The organism is Aeromicrobium sp. Root236, from assembly GCF_001428805.1.
Taxonomy (GTDB): domain Bacteria; phylum Actinomycetota; class Actinomycetes; order Propionibacteriales; family Nocardioidaceae; genus Aeromicrobium.
The window spans coordinates 1,968,394-1,988,435 of record NZ_LMIS01000001.1; the positions used below are offsets into that span (position 1 = coordinate 1,968,394).

Consider the following 20,042-nt stretch of genomic DNA (forward strand, 5'->3'; position numbering starts at 1 on the left):
AGTGCCCTTCGGCCGAGTCGCTGAGACGTGCGGGCGGATCGGGGTCCTGGCATGCGAGGAGCCTAAAGGACGCAGGGTCTCAACCTTCGGAGAAATCTCCGGCGGAGGAGCGGAGGTTGCGGAGCAGCTCGTAGGTCTCGTCCTGCTGCGCGGCGTCGAGGCCGTTGATCGCGAAGTCGATCGACATGATCTGCTTCGTCGCCTTGGCCAGCACCGCCTCACCCTCGGGCGTGAGCTCGGCGAACGTACGACGACGGTCCTCGACGTCGGCGACGCGCTTGACCAGGCCTTGTGCCTCGAGCCGGTCCATCGCGTTCGTCACCGACGTGGGGTGCACCATGAGCCGCTCACCGATCTTGCTCAGCGGCAGCCGGCCGGTCGAGCTGAACGACAGCAGCACCAGCACCTCGAAGCGGGCGAACGTGATGCCGTAGGGCTTCAGGGCCGCGTCGAGCTCGGCGATGATCAGCTGCTGCACGCGCATGATCGAGGTGGCCAGACGCATCGAGGTCGGGTCGCCGATGTGCTTGGTCCACAGCTCGGACGCGCGCTCGATCGGGTCGAATGGCAGCTTGGGTTCCCCTGGCATGGGCACCATCGTAGGCGGAATGCGTCACACCGAGTGGCAATTAGTTGGATGCCCGACTATTTTAAGACCTAGGAATATTCGCCGCACCGTTGAGATCGAGGACCATGACCACGCACGACCTCCACACGCCGAAGCATCCCGTACGTTTCGTCACGGCGTCCGCGCTGTTCGACGGCCATGACGCGTCGATCAACATCATGCGCCGCATCCTGCAGTCGCAGGGCGCCGAGGTCATCCACCTCGGCCACAACCGCTCGGTGCAGGAAGTCGTCGACGCGGCGATCGACGAGGACGTCCAGGGCGTCGCGGTCAGCTCCTACCAGGGCGGCCACGTCGAGTACTTCGAGTACCTCGTCGACTCGCTGCGTGAGCGCGGTGCCGGCCACGTCAAGGTGTACGGCGGCGGTGGCGGGGTCATCGTCCCCGAGGAGATCACCCGGCTGCGCGAGGCCGGGGTCACGATCTTCTCGCCCGAGGACGGCCAGCGACTCGGCCTCGCCGGCATGATCAACACGATGATCGAGGCGTGCGACCTCGACCTCTGGGACGGTGGCGAGACCGCCCCTGACGCGGTGCTGTCCGGCGATCGCGGGGCCCTCGCTCGCGCCGTCACGGGCGCTGAGCTCGGCAAGCTCGACGCCCACTTCATCGACGCGATCCGTGCCACCGCCTCCTCGTCGGGCACTCCGGTCCTCGGGATCACCGGCACCGGCGGCTCCGGCAAGTCCTCGCTGACCGACGAGCTGGTGCGCCGGTTCCGCCTCGACCAGCAGGACAAGCTGCGCATCGGTGTCATCGCCGTCGACCCGACGAGACGTCGCGGCGGCGGAGCCCTGCTGGGCGACCGCATCCGCATGAACTCCCTCGACGGCGACCGCGTCTACTTCCGGTCACTGGCGACCCGCGGCAGCCATGAGCTGCCCGACTGCCTGCCGATCGTCATCGACCTGCTCAAGGCCGCAGGCCACGACCTCGTGATCGTCGAGACACCCGGCATCGGCCAGGGCGACGCCGCGATCGTGCCGTTCGTCGACACGTCGATGTACGTCATGACGCCCGAGTTCGGTGCCGCGTCGCAGCTCGAGAAGATCGACATGCTCGACTTCGCCGACGTCGTCGCGATCAACAAGTTCGAGCGCCGCGGCGCCAAGGACGCGTTGCGCGACGTCGGCCGCCAGCTCGTCCGCAACCGCGAGGCGTTCGGCAAGAAGCCCGAGGACATGCCGGTGTTCGGCACGTCGGCCGCGACGTTCAACGACGACGGGGTCACGGCGCTCTTCCAGCACCTCGTCTCGGTCCTCGAGCCGCAGGGCCTGGCCGTCTCCGAGGGCATCCTGCCCCGCGCCGACGTGAAGTTCTCGAGCGGCATCGACCAGGTCGTGCCGCCCGAGCGCACCCGCTACCTCGCCGAGATCACCGAGACCGTGCGGGCCTATCACGCCACGACCGACGACCTCGTCGCCAAGGCGCGCCGCCTGCAGCGCCTCGAGGCGGTGGCAGCCGAAGACCTTTCGACAGGCTCGAGGGACGAGCTGGCGACCCTGGTCGACGACGCTCGCAAGCAGCTGCCCCAGGAGGTCGCCGAGCAGATCGAGGGCTGGCCAGCGGTCGTCGAGACGTACGCGGGCGACGAGCTCATCGTGCGCATCCGCGAGACCGACAACCGCACGGCCCTCACACGTGAGTCGCTGTCCGGCACCAAGGTGCGCCGGGTCAGCCTGCCCAAGCACACCGATCACGGCGACCTCGTCCGCTACTGGCGCACCGAGAACCTGCCGGGGCACTTCCCGTTCACCGCGGGCGTGTTCCCGTTCAAGCGCGACGGCGAGGACCCGGCCCGCATGTTCGCCGGCGAGGGCGACCCGTTCCGCACCAACCGCCGCTTCAAGCTGCTGTCCGAGGACGGCGACGCGACGCGCCTCTCCACCGCGTTCGACTCGGTCACGCTCTACGGCCGCGACCCCGACCTGCGTCCTGACATCTACGGCAAGGTCGGCACGTCCGGCGTCTCGGTCGCGACGCTCGACGACATGAAGGCGCTCTACGACGGGTTCGACCTGATCTCGCCGTCGACGTCGGTGTCGATGACGATCAACGGGCCGGCGCCGACCGTGCTCGCGTTCTTCCTCAACACCGCGATCGACCAGCAGGTCGACGTGTTCCGCGCCGAGCACGACCGCGAGCCCGACGCCGACGAGTACGCCGTGCTGCGGTCGTACGCGCTGCAGAACGTCCGCGGCACGGTGCAGGCCGACATCCTCAAGGAAGACCAGGGGCAGAACACCTGCCTGTTCTCCACCGAGTTCAGCCTGCGGATGATGGCCGACATCCAGGAGTGGTTCATCGAGCACCAGGTGCGCAACTTCTACTCCGTCAGCATCTCGGGCTATCACATCGCCGAGGCCGGGGCGAACCCCATCAGCCAGCTGGCGTTCACGCTCGCCAACGGCTTCACGTACGTCGAGGCCTACCTCGCGCGCGGCATGGACATCGACGACTTCGCGCCCAACCTGTCGTTCTTCTTCTCCAACGGCATGGACGTCGAGTACTCCGTGCTGGGCCGCGTCGCCCGCCGCATCTGGGCCATCACGATGCGCGACAAGTACGGCGCCAACGAGCGCTCGCAGAAGCTCAAGTACCACGTGCAGACATCCGGCCGCTCCCTGCACGCGCAGGAGATGAGCTTCAACGACATCCGCACGACCCTGCAGGCGCTCATCGCGATCTACGACAACGCCAACAGCCTGCACACCAACGCGTACGACGAGGCCGTCACGACCCCCTCTGAGGAGTCCGTACGTCGCGCGCTGGCGATCCAGCTCGTCATCAACCGCGAGTGGGGCCTGGCGATGAACGAGAACCCGACGCAAGGCGCCTACGTGATCGACGAGCTGACCGACCTGCTCGAGGAGGCCGTGCTCGCCGAGTTCGACCGCATCAACGAGCGCGGCGGCGTGCTCGGCGCCATGGAGACCGGCTACCAGCGCGGACGCATCCAGGACGAGTCGATGCTCTACGAGCAGCGCAAGCACGACGGCTCGCTGCCGATCGTCGGCGTCAACACGTTCCGCAACCCGCACGCCGACGAGCTCGAGCCGCCGACCGTCGAGCTCGCGCGGGCGACCGAGGCCGAGAAGTCCTCGCAGCTCGAGCGGGTCCAGACGTTCCACGCGACCCACCGCGACGAGGCCGCCGAGGCGATCGAGCGGCTCAAGCAGGCCGCGATCAACCACGACAACGTGTTCGCGGTGCTGATGGACGCTGCCCGGGTCTGCTCCCTGCAGCAGGTCACCGAGGCGTTCTTCGAGGTCGGCGGCCAGTACCGCCGCAACGTCTAGCGCACCACCGCCACAACCTTTCGGGGTCGGCGCGCATCTCTCGGGATGACGACGTCGATCTCGGAGGGACTCAGCATGACGATGGTGGCGGAACAGCGGGCGATCCCCGCACAGACGCCGGCGACACGGCCGTGGCGACGCGACGACGTCCAGGGGTTGCGCGCGATCGCCGTGACGACGGTGGTGGCGTACCACGCCGGTATGCCGTTCGTGCCCGGCGGCTTCGTCGGGGTCGACCTGTTCTTCGTCCTGTCGGGCTTCCTCATCACGCAGCTGCTGCTGCACGAGATCGCCGCGACCGGGACGGTCAGCCTGCGCCAGTTCTGGGCCCGTCGGGCCCGCCGCATCATCCCGGTGTCTGCCCTCGTGCTCGTCACGACGATGCTCGCCGTGCGGGTGTTCATGAGCCCGCTCGACCGCAAGCCGATCGGCACGGACGTCCTGTGGGCGGCGCTGTTCTCGGGCAACTGGCGGTTCGCGCAGCAGCAGACCGACTACCTCGCCAGCGACCGCGACCCGTCGCCGGTGCTGCACTACTGGAGCCTCGGCGTCGAGGAGCAGTTCTACCTCGTCTGGCCGCTCCTGCTGGTCGTCCTCGCGATCCTGTGGCGGCGGGGTGGCCGGGGCCGCCAGGCGTACGCGATGACGTTCGGTGGTGCGTTCGTCGCGGTGATCGCCGCGTCGCTCGCCTACGGGATCCACACGACGGGGACCAACCAGCCGTACGCGTTCTTCGGCACGCCGGCCCGGGCGTGGCAGCTCGCGACGGGAGCGCTGGTCGCCGTCGCGGTGCCGGCGATCCTGCGGCTGTCGGGCCGGGCGCGCGCGAGCCTCGGAGCGGCCGGCGTCACGCTGTTCGCCCTCAGCGTCTGGTTGCTCGACGAGTCCGGCACCGGCGGGATCGGCTATCCGTCCTGGCTCGCGATCGCCCCGACCCTCGCCGGTGTGCTGCTGGTCGTGTCGGGCACGGGTCCGTACTCGCGCCTCAACCGCCTGCTGTCGATCCGCCCGCTGACGTACGTGGGCGACCTGTCGTTCTCGATCTACCTGTGGCACTGGCCCGTGCTGGTGATCGGGATGGCGGCGCTCGACTCGCGGAGCCTGCCCGTACGCCTCGGCCTGGTCGCCTTCGCCCTGGCGCTCAGTGGCGCGAGTCATCGGCTCGTCGAGGAGCCCGCTCGTCGCGCGCGCCTGCTCGTACGACGCCCCGCGCTCAGCATCGCCATCGGCGCCGCGCTCGTGGCCGCGGTCATCCCGGTCGTGGCGTACGCCTCGCAGTCCGAGACGATCGATCACGTCCTCGTGGCTCCCGAACACCAGTCGGGCGACCAGCGGGTGCCGGTCTCACGCCACATCACGCCGTCGCTCGAGGCGGCCGCCACCGACGCCGGCCCCTACAAGGAGCTGGGCTGCCACGTCGGCTTCAAGCAGGTCGCGCTGCCGGACTGGGACGCCTGCACGTTCGGTGACCGCCAGTCCGACAAGAAGGTGGTCGTCCTCGGCGACTCGATCGGCGGCGCCATCGCACCGGCCGTCGTCGCAGCCGGCAAGGAGCACGGCTGGGCGGTGACCGTGTGGGCCAAGAGCCGGTGCCCGATGGCCGACGTGACCAAGCACGACCCGCAGCTCAGCGGCGCCTACACGGCCTGCGACTCGTTCCGGGATGCTGCGCTGCGCGCCGTCGAGGAGCGGCATCCGGACGTCGTCGTGCTGGCGATGAGCCGGCTCTCCACCGGCGAGCTGGCCGTCGGCAACGACGTGGCCAAGGGGCGCGAGGCGGTGGAGCTCGCGACGCACGGTCTCGAGCGTACGGTCGAGCGGCTCCGCGCCGCTGGCATCGGCGTCGTGCTGTCGGACTCCCCCAACCGGGCGCCGTTCTTCCCGACGAGCTGCCTGGCGAGGACGCGGGACGCGGCGCGGTGCACGTTCGCGCTCGACCGGCAGCCCTCCGTCATGGCTGCCGCGGCACAGGCGATGCCCGGCGAGCTCACGTTCGTCAAGGCCAACGCCACGGCGTGCCCCGGGAGCTCCTGCCTGCCGGTGGTCGGTGATGTCGTGGTCTACCGCGACAAGCTGCACTTCACCAAGACGTTCGCGCTGACCCTGATGGACCGCTTCGCCGCCGGCATCGAGCATGCCGCGCCGGCGCTGGGACGCGGTCGGTAGACGAGGGATCGAGGCTGGTCCGCGCGGACCAACCTCGATCCCTTCGTCGCACCGTCAGGCCGCAGGCACGAGCACGGCGTGCCGGTCGCGGCTCGGCATGCCAAGTGCGACCACCGCACCGACGAACGCCAGCGCCGCCGACACGCAGATCGCCGGTCCGAAACCGTCGGTGAACGCGTCCGGCGACGCATAGCTGCCGGCACCGGCGAACACCGCCACGACCACCGCGATCCCGAACACGCCGCCCAGCTCGCGCAGCATGCTGTTGGCGCCGGACGCCTTGCCCATGTGCTCAGGCGGCAACGAGCCGAACACGCCGTTCTGCGCCGACGGGATCGCCAGGGACACGCCGATGCCCGAGACGACCATCGGAGCGATCATGGATCCGTACGACACGCCAGGATCCGTGATCAGCGCGAGCCATCCGGCGCCCGCGCCCTGAAGGAGCAGGCCGGCGACCATCAGCGGCCGCTCGCCGATGCGATCCGCGACACTGCCGGCAGCCGGCGCCACCAGGATGAACATCCCGGTCCAGGGCAGCAGGTGCAGGCCCGCCTCCAACGGGTCGTCACCGAGGGCGATCTGGAACATCTGCCCGTAGAAGAACACGCACGAGAACAACGACGCGAACGTGAAGAAGATGACGCCGTTGCTGGCCGTGAACGACCGGGACCGGAAGAACTCCATCGGCAGCATGGGGTTCCCCGTACGCCGCTCGAACCCCACGAAGGCCGCGATCAGCGCGACCCCGGCCGCCAGCGCGACGAGGACCTCGGCGCTGCCCCAGCCCGCCGGGTTGCCGCGAACGAGTCCCCAGACGATGCCGAACGCTCCCGCGGACACCAGCAGCAGACCACCCAGGTCGATCGTGTTGTCCGACCCGAAGCCCTCCTGCATACGCGTCAGCACGAACGGGATCGCGACGAGACCGATCGGGACGTTGAGCCAGAAGATCCATTCCCACGCGAAGCCGTTGATCACGGCTCCGCCCAGTGTCGGCCCGGCCGCCACGGCGATGCCGGCGATCGCGCTGAACGCGCCGATCGCCGCGCCGCGCTTCTCGACGGGGAACGCACTCGCCACCAGCGTCAGGCTCAGCGGTGCCAACAGGGCGGCACCCGCGCCCTGCAACGTACGGGCCGCGATGAGCCAGCCGACGTCGGGCGCAAGGGCGCAGGCGGCCGAGGCGATCACGAAGATCCCGAGGCCGATGGCGTAGAACAGCCGCCGTCCATAGCGGTCACCCAGCACGGCGCCGGTGATCATGAGCACCGCGAAGCTGAGGTTGTACGCGTTCACCGTCCACTCGAGCTCCTCCACGGAGGCGCCCAGGTCGGCTTGGATCGTGCTGAGCCCGGTCGCCACGACGACGGTGTCCAGCGCCGACATCAGGGAACCGATGCCGGCCAGGATCACGATCCATCTCGTGGATGCCCGGTGATTGATGTCTACTGCTTTCACGAGGTCCTCACTTCATCTCAGCGGGCACCACGGTGGTCACCCACTGAGAGGACGTACGAGAAAGCCCGGATCGGACACCGAGCGACGTGAAATTGTGCAGGAAGGTCAGCGGGCGAGGTTGCGGGCGATGACGAGGCGCTGGATCTGGTTGGTGCCCTCGAAGATCTGCATGACCTTGGCCTCGCGCATGTAGCGCTCGACGGGGAAGTCGCGGGTGTAGCCGGCTCCGCCGAACACCTGCACCGCGTCGGTGGTGACCTTCATGGCGTTGTCCGTGCAGACCAGCTTGGCGATCGACGCCTGTCGCGAGAACGGCTGCCCGGCGTCCTTCATCCGCGCCGCAGCCAGATAGGTCGCCCGCGCCGACTCGACCGCTGCGGCCATGTCGGCCAGCAGGAAGCCCAGGCCCTGGTGGTCGATGATCGCGTGCCCGAACGTCTGGCGCTCCTTGGCGTACGCCACCGCGGCATCCAGCGCGCCCTGCGCCAGCCCGGTCGCGACCGCGGCGATGCCCAGGCGTCCCGAGTCGAGGCCGGCCAGGGCGATCGGCAGGCCCTGCCCCTCGGCGCCGAGACGGCGCTCGACCGGGATGCGTACGTCGTCGAAGACCATCGTCGCGGTGGTCGAGCCCATCAACCCCATCTTCTGCTCCGGGTGGTCCGCGGTCAGACCCGGCGTGTCCGCCGGAACGAGGAAGCACGAGATCCCGCGGCCGCCGTCATCAGAGGTGCGGGCCATGACCTTGTAGAAGTCGGCCTTGCCACCGTGCGTGGTCCACGCCTTGGCGCCATTGAGCACGTACGAGTCACCGTCACGCACCGCTCGGGTCCTCATCGCCGCCGGGTCCGAGCCCGCATGGGCCTCCGACAGGCAGTAGGCGCCGAGCCGCTCGCCCGACAACATGTCGGGCAGCCACTTCTCGCGCTGCTCGTCGGTGCCCGCCGTGAACAGGCCGAAGCACGACAACGCGTGCACGCTGACCCCGACGCCAACGGACGCCGACACCGTCGCGATCTCCTCCAGCGCCTGCAGGTAGACCTCGTACGACTGGCCGCCCCCGCCGAACTCCTCGGGATAGGGCAGCGACAGCAGGCCGGCGCGGCCCAGGGTGCGGAACACCTCGCGCGGGAACTCGCCCGACGCCTCGATCTCGGCCACCTTCGGCGCCAGCTCCTTGGCCACGATGTCGCGCGTCAGGCCGATCAGGTCGGACGACTCCTCGGACGGCATCAGGCGAGTGGCAGGCATGGGTCTCCTCGTTCGGCGGCGGCTTCCACATAGTACGTACGCGGGCGGGTCGGCCGCCCGCCGGCGACAGGCGTACGCCACCCGCGAAGGTGTGACGATCCCGGAACCGGGTATCCCCTCTGGGATCGCGGCACGTACGCCTCAGGATGCGGGCCGCACGAGAGAGGGAGGTCGTCATGGACGACATCAACTGGTGGGTGTGGGCGCTCATCGCCGCCGCCGTCATCGCACTGATCGCGATCATCGCGGTCACGCTGCGCAACCGCGCCAACGTGAAGGCGGTCCAACGTGACCGGTTCCGCGCAGGCCAGCTCCGCGAGGAGGCCGAGGTCAACGCCGTCGAGGCCAGCCGTCGCGAAGCCGATGCCGCCGCCGCTCGCGCCGATGCCGAGGAGGCTCGCGTCGCGGCCGAGCAGCTCGAACGCCAGGCGCAGCAGCACGAGCGCGATGCCGGACAGGTGCGCGCGGACGCCGGGGAACGGCTCGCGGAAGCGGACAAGATCGATCCCGACATCGACGACGACGCCCTGACGGACCGCGGCACGGCCGATGGCGTGACCGGAGACCGGCCCGGCGACAACCGGTTCGCCGACGACCGGCTGGCGGATGACCGACCCGCCGGCGAGCACGTCCGCGACACCCGCGGGGACCTCTCCTAGGGCTCCTAGAGTGAGGCCATGACTGCCGCGACGGACGACCTCGGCCACCCGGTCGAGGTCGTACGCCCGGCCCATCGCGTGGTCTCCCTCGTCCCGTCGCTCACCGAGGCCGTCGCGGCCACCCGGCGCGAGGCGCTCGTCGGCGCCACCGACTGGTGCACCCACCCGGCCGACCTCGACGTCACCCGCGTGCGCGGCACCAAGAACCCCGACCGCGCCGCGATCGCCGAGCTCCGGCCCGACCTCGTGCTGGCCAACCGCGAGGAGAACCGCGAGCTGGACGTGCAACGGCTCCGGGACGCGGGCATCGCCGTGTGGGTCACCGTCATCGAGACGGTCGACGAGGCGTTCGCGTCGATGGAGCGGATGTTCACCGATGGCCTGGGCTGGGACGCCCCCGACTGGCTCGACGAGGCCCGGGCGGTGTGGGCCGAACCCGCGCCCGACTCCGGCCGCAGGGTCGCGATCCCGATCTGGCGCGACCCGTGGATGGTCGTCGGCGGTCGTACGTTCACCGGCGACCTGGTCGCCCGGCTCGGGCTGGTCAACGCGTTCGGCGACGGCAACGACCGCTATCCCAAGGTCGAGCTCGCCGACATCGACTCCCCCGACGTCGACCTCGTGCTGCTGCCCGACGAGCCGTACGTGTTCACGGCCGACGACGGACCCGAGGCATTCGCCCACACCCCGACGCGACTCGTGTCGGGGCGGTCACTCACCTGGTACGGGCCGTCGATGCTGACGGCCCGCGCCGAGCTCGAGTCGACGCTCGACTAGGACTTCTTGGCCGCGGTGGCCTTGCGGGCCTGGGCGCGCGACACGGCCTTGCGCGGCTCGCGCGCCTCGACCGTGACGGGCTTGAGCGCGACGACCGGAGGTGTCTCGCCGACGATCGCGTTGTGGCTGCCCCAGACGAGGTACTTGGCCGTCAGGTTGATCATCGTGGCGAACCGGTTGCGGTTGCCCAGCAGCGTCGCGACATGGAGGCCGACCCAGATGATCCACGCCGGAAAGCCCTTGAGCCGCGGCAGGAACTTGATCTCGGCGACGGCGGACGAGCGACCGATCGTCGCCATGGTGCCCTTGTCCTTGTACTTGAACGGCTTGACCGTCTTGCCCGCGAGCTCGGCCTTGATCACCTTGGCGGCGTGCTTGCCACCCTGGATCGCCGGCTGCGCCAGCTGCGGCAGCGGCTCGTCGGGGCTGATCGAGACGTCACCGATCGCGAAGACGTCGGTCATGCCCTTGACCCGGAGGTGCTCGTCGGTCTCGATGCGTCCGCCCCGGCCCTGCGGCACGGCCCAGTCCTCGACTGTGGGGTGCGCGGTGATGCCACTGGCCCACACGACGATGCCGGCCGGCAGGAACTCCTGCTCGCCGTTGTGCTCGACGAGCACACCGTCCTCGCGGACCTCCTTGACGGCGGTCTCGAGGCGCAGGTCGACGTCACGCTTCTCGAGCGACTTCTTGGCGTAGTCGCGCAGCTTGGGGTGGAACGGCCCGAGGACGTGCGGCAGCATCTCGATCAGCGTGATGTGCACGCGCTTGCGGTCGAGCTCGGGATAGGTGACCGGCATGTCGTTGTTGCGCAGCTCGGCGAACGCCCCGGCGGTCTCGACGCCGGTGGCGCCACCTCCGACGACGATGATGCGCAGGTCGCGGTCCTGGCCGTTGACCGCGGCGTCCTCGAGCGCGGCGAACATCTTGTCGCGCACCGCGAGCGCCTGCGAGCGGCGGTAGAGCGGCATCGCGAGCTCGGCGGCACCGGGGATGCCGAAGAAGTTGGCGGTCACACCGACGGCGATGACGAGGTAGTCGTACTTGACCTCCAGGCCGCCGTCGAGCTGCAGCGTCTTGTTCTCGTGGTCCATCGACTCGACGAGACCCTTGAGGAAGCGCACGTTGCTCTGCTTGGCGCGGATGGCGCGGAGGAACCAGGTGATGTCGCCGGGGTTGAGGCTGGCGGTCGCCACTTGGTAGAGCAACGGCTGGAACGTGTTGTAGGTGTGCCGGTCGATCAGCGTGACATCGACGTCGGCGCGCTTGAGCTTGCGGACGGCAGCGATGCCGCCGAACCCGCCTCCGACCACGACGACGTGAGGGCGTTTCTGACCGGGAGCGCTGCTGTCTGGCATGTCTTCAGTCTATCGACCGAGGGGTGGGCAACGCACATCGCGGGCGGGCTCTGTGACCACTCTCATGTCTGGACAAACCAGCGTCGTCAGGGTCGGCGCCGCCGGCGTACGAGAAGCACGAGGGAGACCACGATCGCCACCAGGCAGAGCGGCAGCACGACCCACGAGAGCGTGGCGAGATCGCGGTAGCTGTCACGGACCTCGGTCTCCGAGAGGTTCATCCAGTTCATGTCGGAGTCGAGCTGCTCCTTGACCAGCTCCTCACGCGCGAACTCGTAGAGGACCAGGAAGAACCCGCAGCCCGCAGCGACCACCGACGAGACGATCAGCGTGATGAGCGAGAGGATCTTGACCGCGTCGGCCGGGGGGCGCGGCGGCCTGGCGTACGCCTGCGGGTAGGGCGCTCCCGGCGGAGGCAGGTGGTGGGGCGGGCCCGTCGGCGGCTGGTGCTGCGGGACGGGTTGCTGGGTCCCGTGAGGTGCCGCCGGCAGCGGCGGCGGCCATCCGGGCGGCGCGGCCGGGACCGGTTGCTCCTTGCCGCTGACCTGGGCGAACCACCGCCGCGCGTCGACGCTCCACAGCAGGGCGATGCTCCACACGGCGAGCACGCCCAACGGGAGCTCGGCGAGCGTGCCGTCGGCCATGCCGGCGATCGCCATCATCGGCGCGGCGATCGTCACCATGATCCGGCTGACGGCGTGGCCGAGGGCGGCATAGACCGCGAACACGACCACCGAGGCGGCGAGCAGGGCGAGGATGCCGAGGTAGACCCGGTAGATCATCTCGGCATCGCCGCGCTCGACTCCGTCCGCGACCATCGGGTCGGTGAACGCCTTGACCATGTCCTCGCTCGTGGAGAACCAGGTCGCCAGGATGAACACGACCTTGCCCGCCCAGAACGCGCCGACCACGCCGAGGACGACACAGGCCGTCAGCACGGGCGGCGGTCGCGTGGAGCGGTGCTCGGTCATGGCGTCCATCCCACCATCACGCCGGTGACGAGGGTCAGGCGGCCTTGACCGTCAGCTCGTCCGCGTCGGGTGCGCGGTCGACCACGACGGTGTCACCGTCGCGCACCTCGCCGCTCAGCAGCGATCGCGCGAGCCGGTCGCCGATCGCCTGCTGCACGAGCCGGCGCAGCGGCCGGGCACCGTACGCGGGGTCCCACCCGGTGAGGGCGAGCCATTCACGAGCCGCAGGCGTGACGTCGAGCGTGATGCGCCGGACCGCCAGGCGCTTGGCGAGCGCCGACACCTGCAGGTCGACGATGTGCGCCAGCTCGTCGGTGCCGAGCGCGTCGAACGTGACGATCTCGTCGAGGCGGTTGAGGAACTCCGGTTTGAACGACGCCTTGACGACATCCATCACCGCCGCGCGCTTGGCGGCGTCGTCGAGCGCGGGATCACTGAGGAACGCGGACCCGAGGTTGGACGTCAGGACCAAGATGACGTTGCGGAAGTCGACCGTACGTCCCTGGCCGTCCGTCAGGCGCCCGTCGTCGAGCACCTGGAGCAGGATGTCGAACACCTCGGGGTGCGCCTTCTCGACCTCGTCGAGCAGGACGACCGAGTAGGGCCGACGACGTACGGCCTCGGTCAGCTGACCGCCCTCGTCGTAGCCGACGTAGCCCGGAGGGGCACCGACGAGCCGGCTGACCGAGTGCTTCTCGGAGTACTCGCTCATGTCGATGCGGATGATCGCGCGCTCGTCGTCGAACAGGAACTCCGCCAGCGTCTTGGCCAGCTCGGTCTTGCCGACGCCTGTCGGGCCGAGGAACAGGAACGATCCGGTCGGCCGGTCGGGGTCGGAGATGCCGGCACGGGACCGGCGTACGGCATCGGACACGGCCGCGACCGCGGTCCGCTGGCCGACGAGCCGCTTGCCGAGCTCGTCCTCCATGCGCAGGAGCTTGCCGGTCTCGCCCTCGAGCAGGCGTCCGGTGGGGATGCCGGTCCACGACGCGACGACCTCGGCGACGTCGTCGGCGCCGACCTCCTCGTGCACCATCGAGTCGCCCTCCTGGGCAGCCTCAGCAGCCTGGGCATCCTCGAGCTGTCGTTCCATGGCCGGGATCTCGCTGTAGATCAGCCGGCTCGCGGTGTCCATGTCACCCTCGCGCTGGGCCCGCTCGGCCTGGCTGCGGACCTCGTCGATCCGCTCCTTGATCTCACCGACGGCGTTGAGCGCCTGCTTCTCGCGCTCCCACCTGGTCTCGAGCGCGCGCAAGGCCTCCTGCTTGTCGGCCAGCTCGACGCGGAGCTTGTCGAGCCGGTCGCGGCTCGCGTCGTCCTGCTCCTTGTCGAGGTGCAGCTCCTCCATGCGGAGCCGGTCGACGGCACGGCGCAGCTCGTCGATCTCGATCGGGCTGGAGTCGATCTCCATGCGGAGCCGGCTGCTGGCCTCATCGATCAGGTCGATCGCCTTGTCGGGCAGCTGACGGCCGGGGATGTAGCGGTCCGACAGCGTGGCGGCAGCGACGAGCGCGGCATCGGAGATCGACACCTTGTGGTGCGCCTCGTAGCGCTCCTTGAGGCCGCGCAGGATCGCGATCGTGTCCTCGGGGCTGGGCTCACCGACGAACACCTGCTGGAAGCGACGCTCCAGGGCGGGGTCCTTCTCGATGCGCTCGCGGTACTCGTCGAGCGTCGTCGCGCCGATCATGCGCAGCTCGCCGCGGGCCAGCATCGGCTTGAGCATGTTGCCGGCATCCATCGCGCTGTCGCCGCCGGCACCTGCGCCCACGACGGTGTGCAGCTCGTCGATGAACGTGATGACCTGGCCGTCGGACTCCTTGATCTCGGTCAGCACGGCCTTGAGGCGCTCCTCGAACTCGCCGCGATACTTCGCGCCGGCGACCATCGCCGCCAGGTCGAGAGAGATGAGCCGGCGGCCACGCAGCGACTCCGGCACGTCGCCGGCGACGATGCGCTGGGCGAGGCCTTCGACGACGGCGGTCTTGCCGACGCCGGGCTCGCCGATCAGGACGGGGTTGTTCTTGGTACGCCGGGACAGCACCTGGACGACGCGACGGATCTCGCTGTCGCGGCCGATCACGGGATCGAGCTTGCCCTCGCGCGCGACGGCAGTGAGGTCGACGCCGTACTTCTCCAGCGACTGATAGGTGTCCTCCGCATCGGCGCTCGTGACGCGCGCGCCACCGCGTACGGCGTCGAACGCGGCCTGCAGCGACTCGGCGGTCGCGCCAGCGTCGGTCAGGACGGTCCTGGCCGCCGACTCGACGGTCGCGATGCCGACGGTCAGGTGCTCGGTCGAGACGAAGTCGTCGCCGAGCTGGTCGGCGAGGTCCTTGGCGCGCTGCAGCACCTCATGGCTCGCGCGCGACAGACCGGGGTTCTGCACGCTGGCGCCACTGGCGGATGGCAGGGCGTCGAGCGCGGACTTGAGGCCCGCGCGCACGGCCTGGGCGTCGACGCCGGCCGCCTGGATCAGTGGAGCAGCGGTGCCGCCGTCCTGCGTGAGGAGGGCGGACAGGAGGTGGGCCGGCTCGACCGCGGGGTTGCCCGCGGCGGCGGCAGCAGAGATCGCGCTGCCGAGCGCCTGCTGGCTGCGCGTCGTGAACGTGGCAAGGTCCATGGTGGTTCTCCTGGAATGGAACGAGTGTCACTCATCTCAACGCATTCAAAGTTGAGTCCATTCCTATCAACTTTGCCGGATTCGCGCGAATCCGACCGGCAGCCTGCGCTAGCCGTCGCCGTACGGCCGATCGGTCTCGGGCTGGCTCGAGCTTCGCGGATCACGGACGGGCTCGTCGGCCCCGCGGTCGCGCACGCTCGGCACGTCCTGCTCCTCACGCCGTTCAGGCTCGAGGAACTCGGCTGGCATCTCGGACATGTCCCTCCTTGGGACGTACGGATGTGTCCTGCATCACACTAGGTCGGAGGGCCGCCGCCAGCAAGGACGGGCCGGTCAGTAGCCGGTGAAGTAGTCCGTCTTGACGCTCCTGCACCGCTTCGCGAGGCCCGGGCGCACGGCGTTGACCATGGCCGGCGGCCCGGAGACGTACGCCTTGCGGCTCGCCAGGTCCGGGACGGCGTTGGCGATGAGCTCGGTCGACAGGAACGGCGCCTGCACGTACGTCCAGCTGTCGGGCAGGCCGCTCGGCGCGGCGGGGCCGACCAGCACGACCCGGACGCCCGCGAGCTCCTCGACGAACGGCACCTCGTCCGGCGACGAGACGCCGTAGACCAGCACCGCGTCGCGTGACGACTCGTGCCGCAGCTGGCTCAGGAACGGGGTGATGCCGATGCCACCGGCGACGAGCAGCAACGGCTGCGACGGGTCGGACGGCAGCAGGAAGTCGCCGCCGATGCCGGTCGCGTGCACCGTGTCGCCGGGCTCGAGCGCCAGCAGTGCCTTCTTGAAGGTCGACGAGTCCTCCGGCACGCGCAGCGCGAACGAGACCCGCCCTTCGGCGTTCGGCGGCGAGCTGATGCTGAACGAGCGCCGGCTGCCGCGACCGTCGACGCCGGCGTGCGGCACCGTGAGCTCGGCGAACTGACCAGGCTCGAACGACACCGGGCGCTTGGCGCGGAACGTCAGCTCCCGCGTCTCCGGCGTGAGCACGCGGCTCTGCTCGAGCACGAACGTGACGCCGTGCCGGCGGGCGAACGCGAACGCCAGCAGGTTGCCGATCAGCAGCGAAAGCTGCTGGCTCACGCCGATCCCGTCCACCGTGAACGGCGTCTTGTCGAGCAGCGCGATCCACTGGGGGTAGGAGATCACGACGGCGACGACCGCGGCCACGATCAGCTGTTGATGGCGGCGCGGCGGGAGTGTCAGCGGCTCGCTCAGCATGAACCCGGCGATGAAGACGAGGGCCACCGAGTAGGCGGTGGTCTTGAGGGCCGCGTCGAACGGCTGGTCGTACCCGGACGTGAAGCCCCACACGGTCAAGGCGCCGGCGATGACGATGAACACCGCACCGAGGTCCAGGCGGCGGGTTCGCCACAGGACCAGGAAAGCGCCGACCGCCACGTAGGGCAGCAAGGTCTTGGAGGCCGCCCACCACGTCGGGTCAACCGTGGTCTCGCGGTTCACGACGTGCTGGAGCACCACGACGAGGAACGCGCCGGCTGCGGCCGGGTTGAAGACGTGCCGCCCACGCCACGCGAGGAGGTACTTCGACAGGTTCGCCAGCACCGCGGCGCCGCCGAGCCACAGGAGCGTCGTCCCATCGGTCGTCGGCCAGAACAGGAACCACAGCAGCAGCGCCGTGATGATCGACGACTCACCGTGGGGCTTGATGCGCCAGATGAACCCGCACACGCGATTGCTGAGGTAGGAGGCGACGACGAGCACCACCAGCGTGACGAGCTCGGCCTTCACCGTGAACGGGTCGGTGAACGTGCCGCCGGCCGTGTAGGCGACCATCACCACGGCGAGAGCGAGCAGGACGATCGTGACGAGGCGGTACATCGTCACCCGGCCGAGCTGTCGGTCGAGCAGGTCGCGCGGGTCGAGCTTCGCGTTCATGCCGGCACCCCCTCGAAGAAGCAATGGTAAGAGGGCACCGGCATGAAGTGCCCTTGTTTCACTCGCTGACGCTCGTTCATGAGAACACCTCTCCAGGAAAGTCCGGGGATCGTTCGACTCGGCCGTCAGCGTGCATGCGTACGAACTCGTGGTCGAAGCGTGACACGAGCGGGGCGGAGTCGGTGAGGAAGTGGGCCGTGGCGAGGCCGTCGGCGAGCAGGGCGGAGTCGGCGACGACCCAGGTCGCGACGATGTCACGGGTCGGGCGGCCGGTACGCCCGTCGAGCACGTGGTGCAGCCCGTCGCCCCACGCACGCCGGTTGGTCGCCGAGGCGCAGAGCGCCCGTCCGCGGGACAGCTCGGCGACCCCGATCGCGCGGGTCGCATCGCCTGGATGCTCCAAAGCGACCCTCAACGGCGTGTCGGCGCGGTGCAGCAGGTCGCCGCTCGCGTCGATCGTGACGTCGGCGATGCCGTGGTCCGTCAGGACGCCCGCGACCAGGTCGACGAGGTGACCCTTGCCGGCTGCACCGACGTCGAGCAGCACCGGCTCACGGGTGACGAGGGTGGGATAGTCCCAGTCGATCGCGTCCCAGGCGGGCACCGCAGCCGGCTCGGCGACGGACCGCAGCGAGTAGGACGCGTCGTAGCCGAGATCGGCGAGCGTACGCCCGACGAGCGGTGTCACCGCGCCGTCCGTGACGTCGTGCAGGGCGACATAGAGGTCGAGCAGGGCGCGCGAGTCGGGATCGAGCACCCAGGTCCCGCCGTCGGCGGCGATCCTCGAGACCACCGAGTCGGGCCGGAACCGCGACCACACCGCGTCGAAGTCATCGATGCGCGCGGTCACGGCTGCGGCGACGTCCGGGGCAAGCGGCTCGGGGGTGTCGATCTGCCAGGCGGTGCCGATCGCCTCGAATCGCCAGGCGGCCGACTCAGGCCTTGGCATCAGCCTTGATCTTGTCGATCGCCTCGTTGAAGCCGAGATGCGTGAGGGACGAACCGGCCACCTTGTCAACCTTGAGGTCATCGAGGCTCTTGCCGACGACCTCGGAGGAGATGCCGCTGGCGAACTTCTCCTGGAAGCTCTTGGAGGTGCCGTCCGTGGCCTCAGGTGTCACCTCGACCTTGCTGACCTTGTTGTCGGCGAGCGTGAGCTCGACCTTGACCTTCGAGTCACCACCCGGGTTGACGTAGCTGGCCTCGGCCTCGTAGTCGCCGTCCTTGTAGGTGGATGCTGCGGCGTCGGACGAGTCGTCGCTGGAGGCGGACGGTGCCGACGAGCTGGGGGTGCTGGACGCGTCGTCGCTGCCGCCGCTGCCGCAGGCTGCGGTGAGCAGCATGACGGAGGCGGCTGCCGCCGCGGAGAGCATCTTCTTGTGCGCTGGGAGTTTCATCGGTCGGGCTCCTGGGCTCGAGGGTATGGAATCAGCGTGCAATGTGGAGAACGGAACAGAGTGGCTGAACGTTCAACCGTATGAACGGGGCCCTCGCGGAGGGAGTTCCGCGCTGTGAGCGTTGTTACAGACTCACAGGTTGCGCACAGCCGCGGTGGCCGCGTGGAACCCGCCCATGCCGTGGACGCCGCCGCCGGGTGGTGTGGAGGCGGAGCACAGGTAGAGCCCCTTGGCGCCGAGCGAGTAGGGATTGGGTGAGAAGCGGGGCCGCATGACCACCTGCCAGGCGTCGTTGGCACCTCCACCGATGTCGCCCCCGGCGTAGTTGGCGTTGTGGGCCTCGAGCTGGGCCGGGCCCGTCGTGGTCTTCGCGACGACATGGTCGCGGAACCCCGGCGCGAACCGCTCGATCTGGTCCGTGATCGCCTCGGTCGCATCGCCCGTGTAGCCGTTGGGCACGTGCGCGTACGACCACACCGGGTGCACGTCGCCGGCCGACCGCCCCGGGTCGGCGAGGTACTGCTGGCAGACCAGGACGAACGGGCGGTCGGGCATCCGGCCGGCGTGGACCTCGCGCTCGGCGGCGTTGAGCTCCTCGAACGTTCCGGCGAGGTGCAGGGTGCCGGCCTTGCGAGCCCACTCGTTGGTCCACGGGACGCCGCCCTCGACCGCGAAGTCGACCTTGAAGACGCCGGGACCCGAGCGCCACCGCTTGAGCGGTCGACGTACGCGGCCGGGCAGCGCGTCGCCGGCGATCCGCAGCGCGGCAGCCGGCGAGGTGTCGAAGATGACGATGTCGGCCTGCGGCAGCTCGGTGACCTCGTGGCCGGTCTCGATGCGGCCACCGTGCTCGACGACGTCGGCCGCCAGGGCGCGGGCGATCGCGGCGGACCCGCCCTTGGCGACCGGCCAGCCGTACGCATGGCTGGTCAGTCCGAACATCAGGCCGAGGCCGCCGGTCGTCGGCTTGTTGAGGGGATGGATCGCGTGCGCCGCCAGCCCCGCGAACAGCCCCCGGGCCTCGTCGGTCTGCCAGCGACGGGCGATCCACGACGCCGGCTGCAGGGCCCGCACGCCGAACTTCGCCATCATGACGGGGTGCTTGGGGACGTGCACGATCGGGCGGAACAGCTCGCCGATCAGCTCGTCGCTCGAGGCGGCCAGGGGGGCGTACAGCTTGCGCCAGGCCTTGCCGTCGACGCCGAGCCCTTCGACCGTACGGTCGAGGTCGCGGAACAGGACGCCCGCGCGGCCGCCGTCGAGCGGGTGCACCGCGTCGACCTCGGGCCAGAGCCACTCCAGGCCGTGCCGCTCGAGGTCGAGCGACCGGAAGAACGGGGACGCGACGCCCGTCGGATGGGTCGCGCTGCAGATGTCGTGCAGCACTCCGGGCACGTTGAGCTCCGCCGAGCGGGTGCCGCCACCGATCTCGTCCTCGGCCTCGAGCACCGTCACGTCGATCCCGGCCCGGGCGAGGACCACGGCGGCAGCCAGCCCGTTGGGCCCGGAGCCCACGACGACGGCGGTGGTCATGCGTTCAACCTAGTCCGCCCGTC

Annotated in this window: 15 protein-coding genes; 4 read left to right on the plus strand and 11 right to left on the minus strand. The window is 69.7% G+C overall.

What is annotated here, in order from left to right; translation table 11 throughout:
- Positions 1 to 79: 79 nt before the first annotated feature.
- Positions 80 to 589 carry a MarR family winged helix-turn-helix transcriptional regulator gene (locus ASE12_RS09945; RefSeq protein WP_056399854.1) on the minus strand — a complete coding sequence of 170 codons (510 nt, stop codon included), beginning with the start codon at positions 587 to 589 and terminating at the stop codon, positions 80 to 82.
- 104 nt (positions 590 to 693) lie between these two features.
- Here ASE12_RS09945 and icmF point away from each other — a divergent pair, with 104 nt between their 5' ends.
- Both icmF and ASE12_RS09955 read left to right on the plus strand, forming a co-directional pair.
- Positions 694 to 3,927, plus strand: coding sequence for a fused isobutyryl-CoA mutase/GTPase IcmF (gene icmF / locus ASE12_RS09950; protein ID WP_056399859.1), 3,234 nt, complete (start codon positions 694 to 696; stop codon positions 3,925 to 3,927).
- A 75-nt stretch (positions 3,928 to 4,002) separates the two neighbouring features.
- The gene (locus tag ASE12_RS09955) at positions 4,003 to 6,093 is read left to right on the plus strand and encodes an acyltransferase family protein (protein WP_162255477.1); all 2,091 of its coding nucleotides are present in this window, start codon (positions 4,003 to 4,005) and stop codon (positions 6,091 to 6,093) included.
- Positions 6,094 to 6,147: 54 nt separating this feature from the next.
- Here ASE12_RS09955 and ASE12_RS09960 read toward each other — a convergent pair whose 3' ends face one another.
- Both ASE12_RS09960 and ASE12_RS09965 read right to left on the minus strand, forming a co-directional pair.
- Complete coding sequence (locus ASE12_RS09960) at positions 6,148 to 7,509, minus strand: MFS transporter (RefSeq protein ID WP_235508885.1); 1,362 nt, start codon at positions 7,507 to 7,509, stop codon at positions 6,148 to 6,150.
- 150 nt (positions 7,510 to 7,659) lie between these two features.
- Entirely contained in the window at positions 7,660 to 8,802 is a 1,143-nt protein-coding gene (locus ASE12_RS09965; protein ID WP_056399865.1) for an acyl-CoA dehydrogenase family protein, read from the minus strand.
- 176 nt (positions 8,803 to 8,978) lie between these two features.
- Between ASE12_RS09965 and ASE12_RS09970 the strand changes: the two genes are divergently transcribed.
- Positions 8,979 to 9,461, plus strand: a complete 483-nt coding sequence (locus ASE12_RS09970) for a hypothetical protein (RefSeq protein ID WP_056399866.1) — start codon at positions 8,979 to 8,981, stop codon at positions 9,459 to 9,461.
- A gap of 18 nt (positions 9,462 to 9,479) precedes the next feature.
- The gene (locus tag ASE12_RS09975; protein WP_056399867.1) at positions 9,480 to 10,238 is read left to right on the plus strand and encodes a helical backbone metal receptor; all 759 of its coding nucleotides are present in this window, start codon (positions 9,480 to 9,482) and stop codon (positions 10,236 to 10,238) included.
- On the opposite strand, the gene ASE12_RS09980 is transcribed toward ASE12_RS09975, so the two are convergent.
- The 8 genes from ASE12_RS09980 to ASE12_RS10010 form a co-directional block, all read right to left on the minus strand.
- Positions 10,235 to 11,596, minus strand: coding sequence for an NAD(P)/FAD-dependent oxidoreductase (locus tag ASE12_RS09980; protein ID WP_056399870.1), 1,362 nt, complete (start codon positions 11,594 to 11,596; stop codon positions 10,235 to 10,237). The genes ASE12_RS09975 and ASE12_RS09980 overlap by 4 nt on opposite strands.
- 86 nt (positions 11,597 to 11,682) lie before the next feature.
- On the minus strand, positions 11,683 to 12,567 hold the full coding sequence (locus tag ASE12_RS09985; protein WP_157412881.1) for a hypothetical protein: 885 nt from the start codon (positions 12,565 to 12,567) through the stop codon (positions 11,683 to 11,685).
- Positions 12,568 to 12,601: 34 nt separating this feature from the next.
- Complete coding sequence (gene clpB, locus ASE12_RS09990) at positions 12,602 to 15,190, minus strand: ATP-dependent chaperone ClpB (protein ID WP_056399877.1); 2,589 nt, start codon at positions 15,188 to 15,190, stop codon at positions 12,602 to 12,604.
- Between the two features lie 108 nt (positions 15,191 to 15,298).
- Positions 15,299 to 15,448, minus strand: coding sequence for a hypothetical protein (locus tag ASE12_RS20040; RefSeq protein ID WP_157412882.1), 150 nt, complete (start codon positions 15,446 to 15,448; stop codon positions 15,299 to 15,301).
- Positions 15,449 to 15,523: 75 nt separating this feature from the next.
- Positions 15,524 to 17,089: an FAD-dependent oxidoreductase gene (locus tag ASE12_RS09995; RefSeq protein WP_056399880.1), complete on the minus strand. Its 1,566-nt coding sequence runs from the start codon at positions 17,087 to 17,089 to the stop codon at positions 15,524 to 15,526.
- 76 nt (positions 17,090 to 17,165) lie between these two features.
- Entirely contained in the window at positions 17,166 to 18,038 is an 873-nt protein-coding gene (locus ASE12_RS10000) for an FAD:protein FMN transferase (protein ID WP_056399883.1), read from the minus strand.
- Positions 18,025 to 18,486 (minus strand): FMN-binding protein, encoded by a 462-nt coding sequence (locus tag ASE12_RS10005; RefSeq protein ID WP_157412883.1) that lies wholly within the window; start codon positions 18,484 to 18,486, stop codon positions 18,025 to 18,027. The genes ASE12_RS10000 and ASE12_RS10005 overlap by 14 nt, the downstream gene beginning before the upstream one ends.
- A 132-nt stretch (positions 18,487 to 18,618) precedes the next feature.
- The gene (locus ASE12_RS10010; RefSeq protein WP_056399888.1) at positions 18,619 to 20,019 is read right to left on the minus strand and encodes an NAD(P)/FAD-dependent oxidoreductase; all 1,401 of its coding nucleotides are present in this window, start codon (positions 20,017 to 20,019) and stop codon (positions 18,619 to 18,621) included.
- Positions 20,020 to 20,042 lie beyond the last annotated feature (23 nt).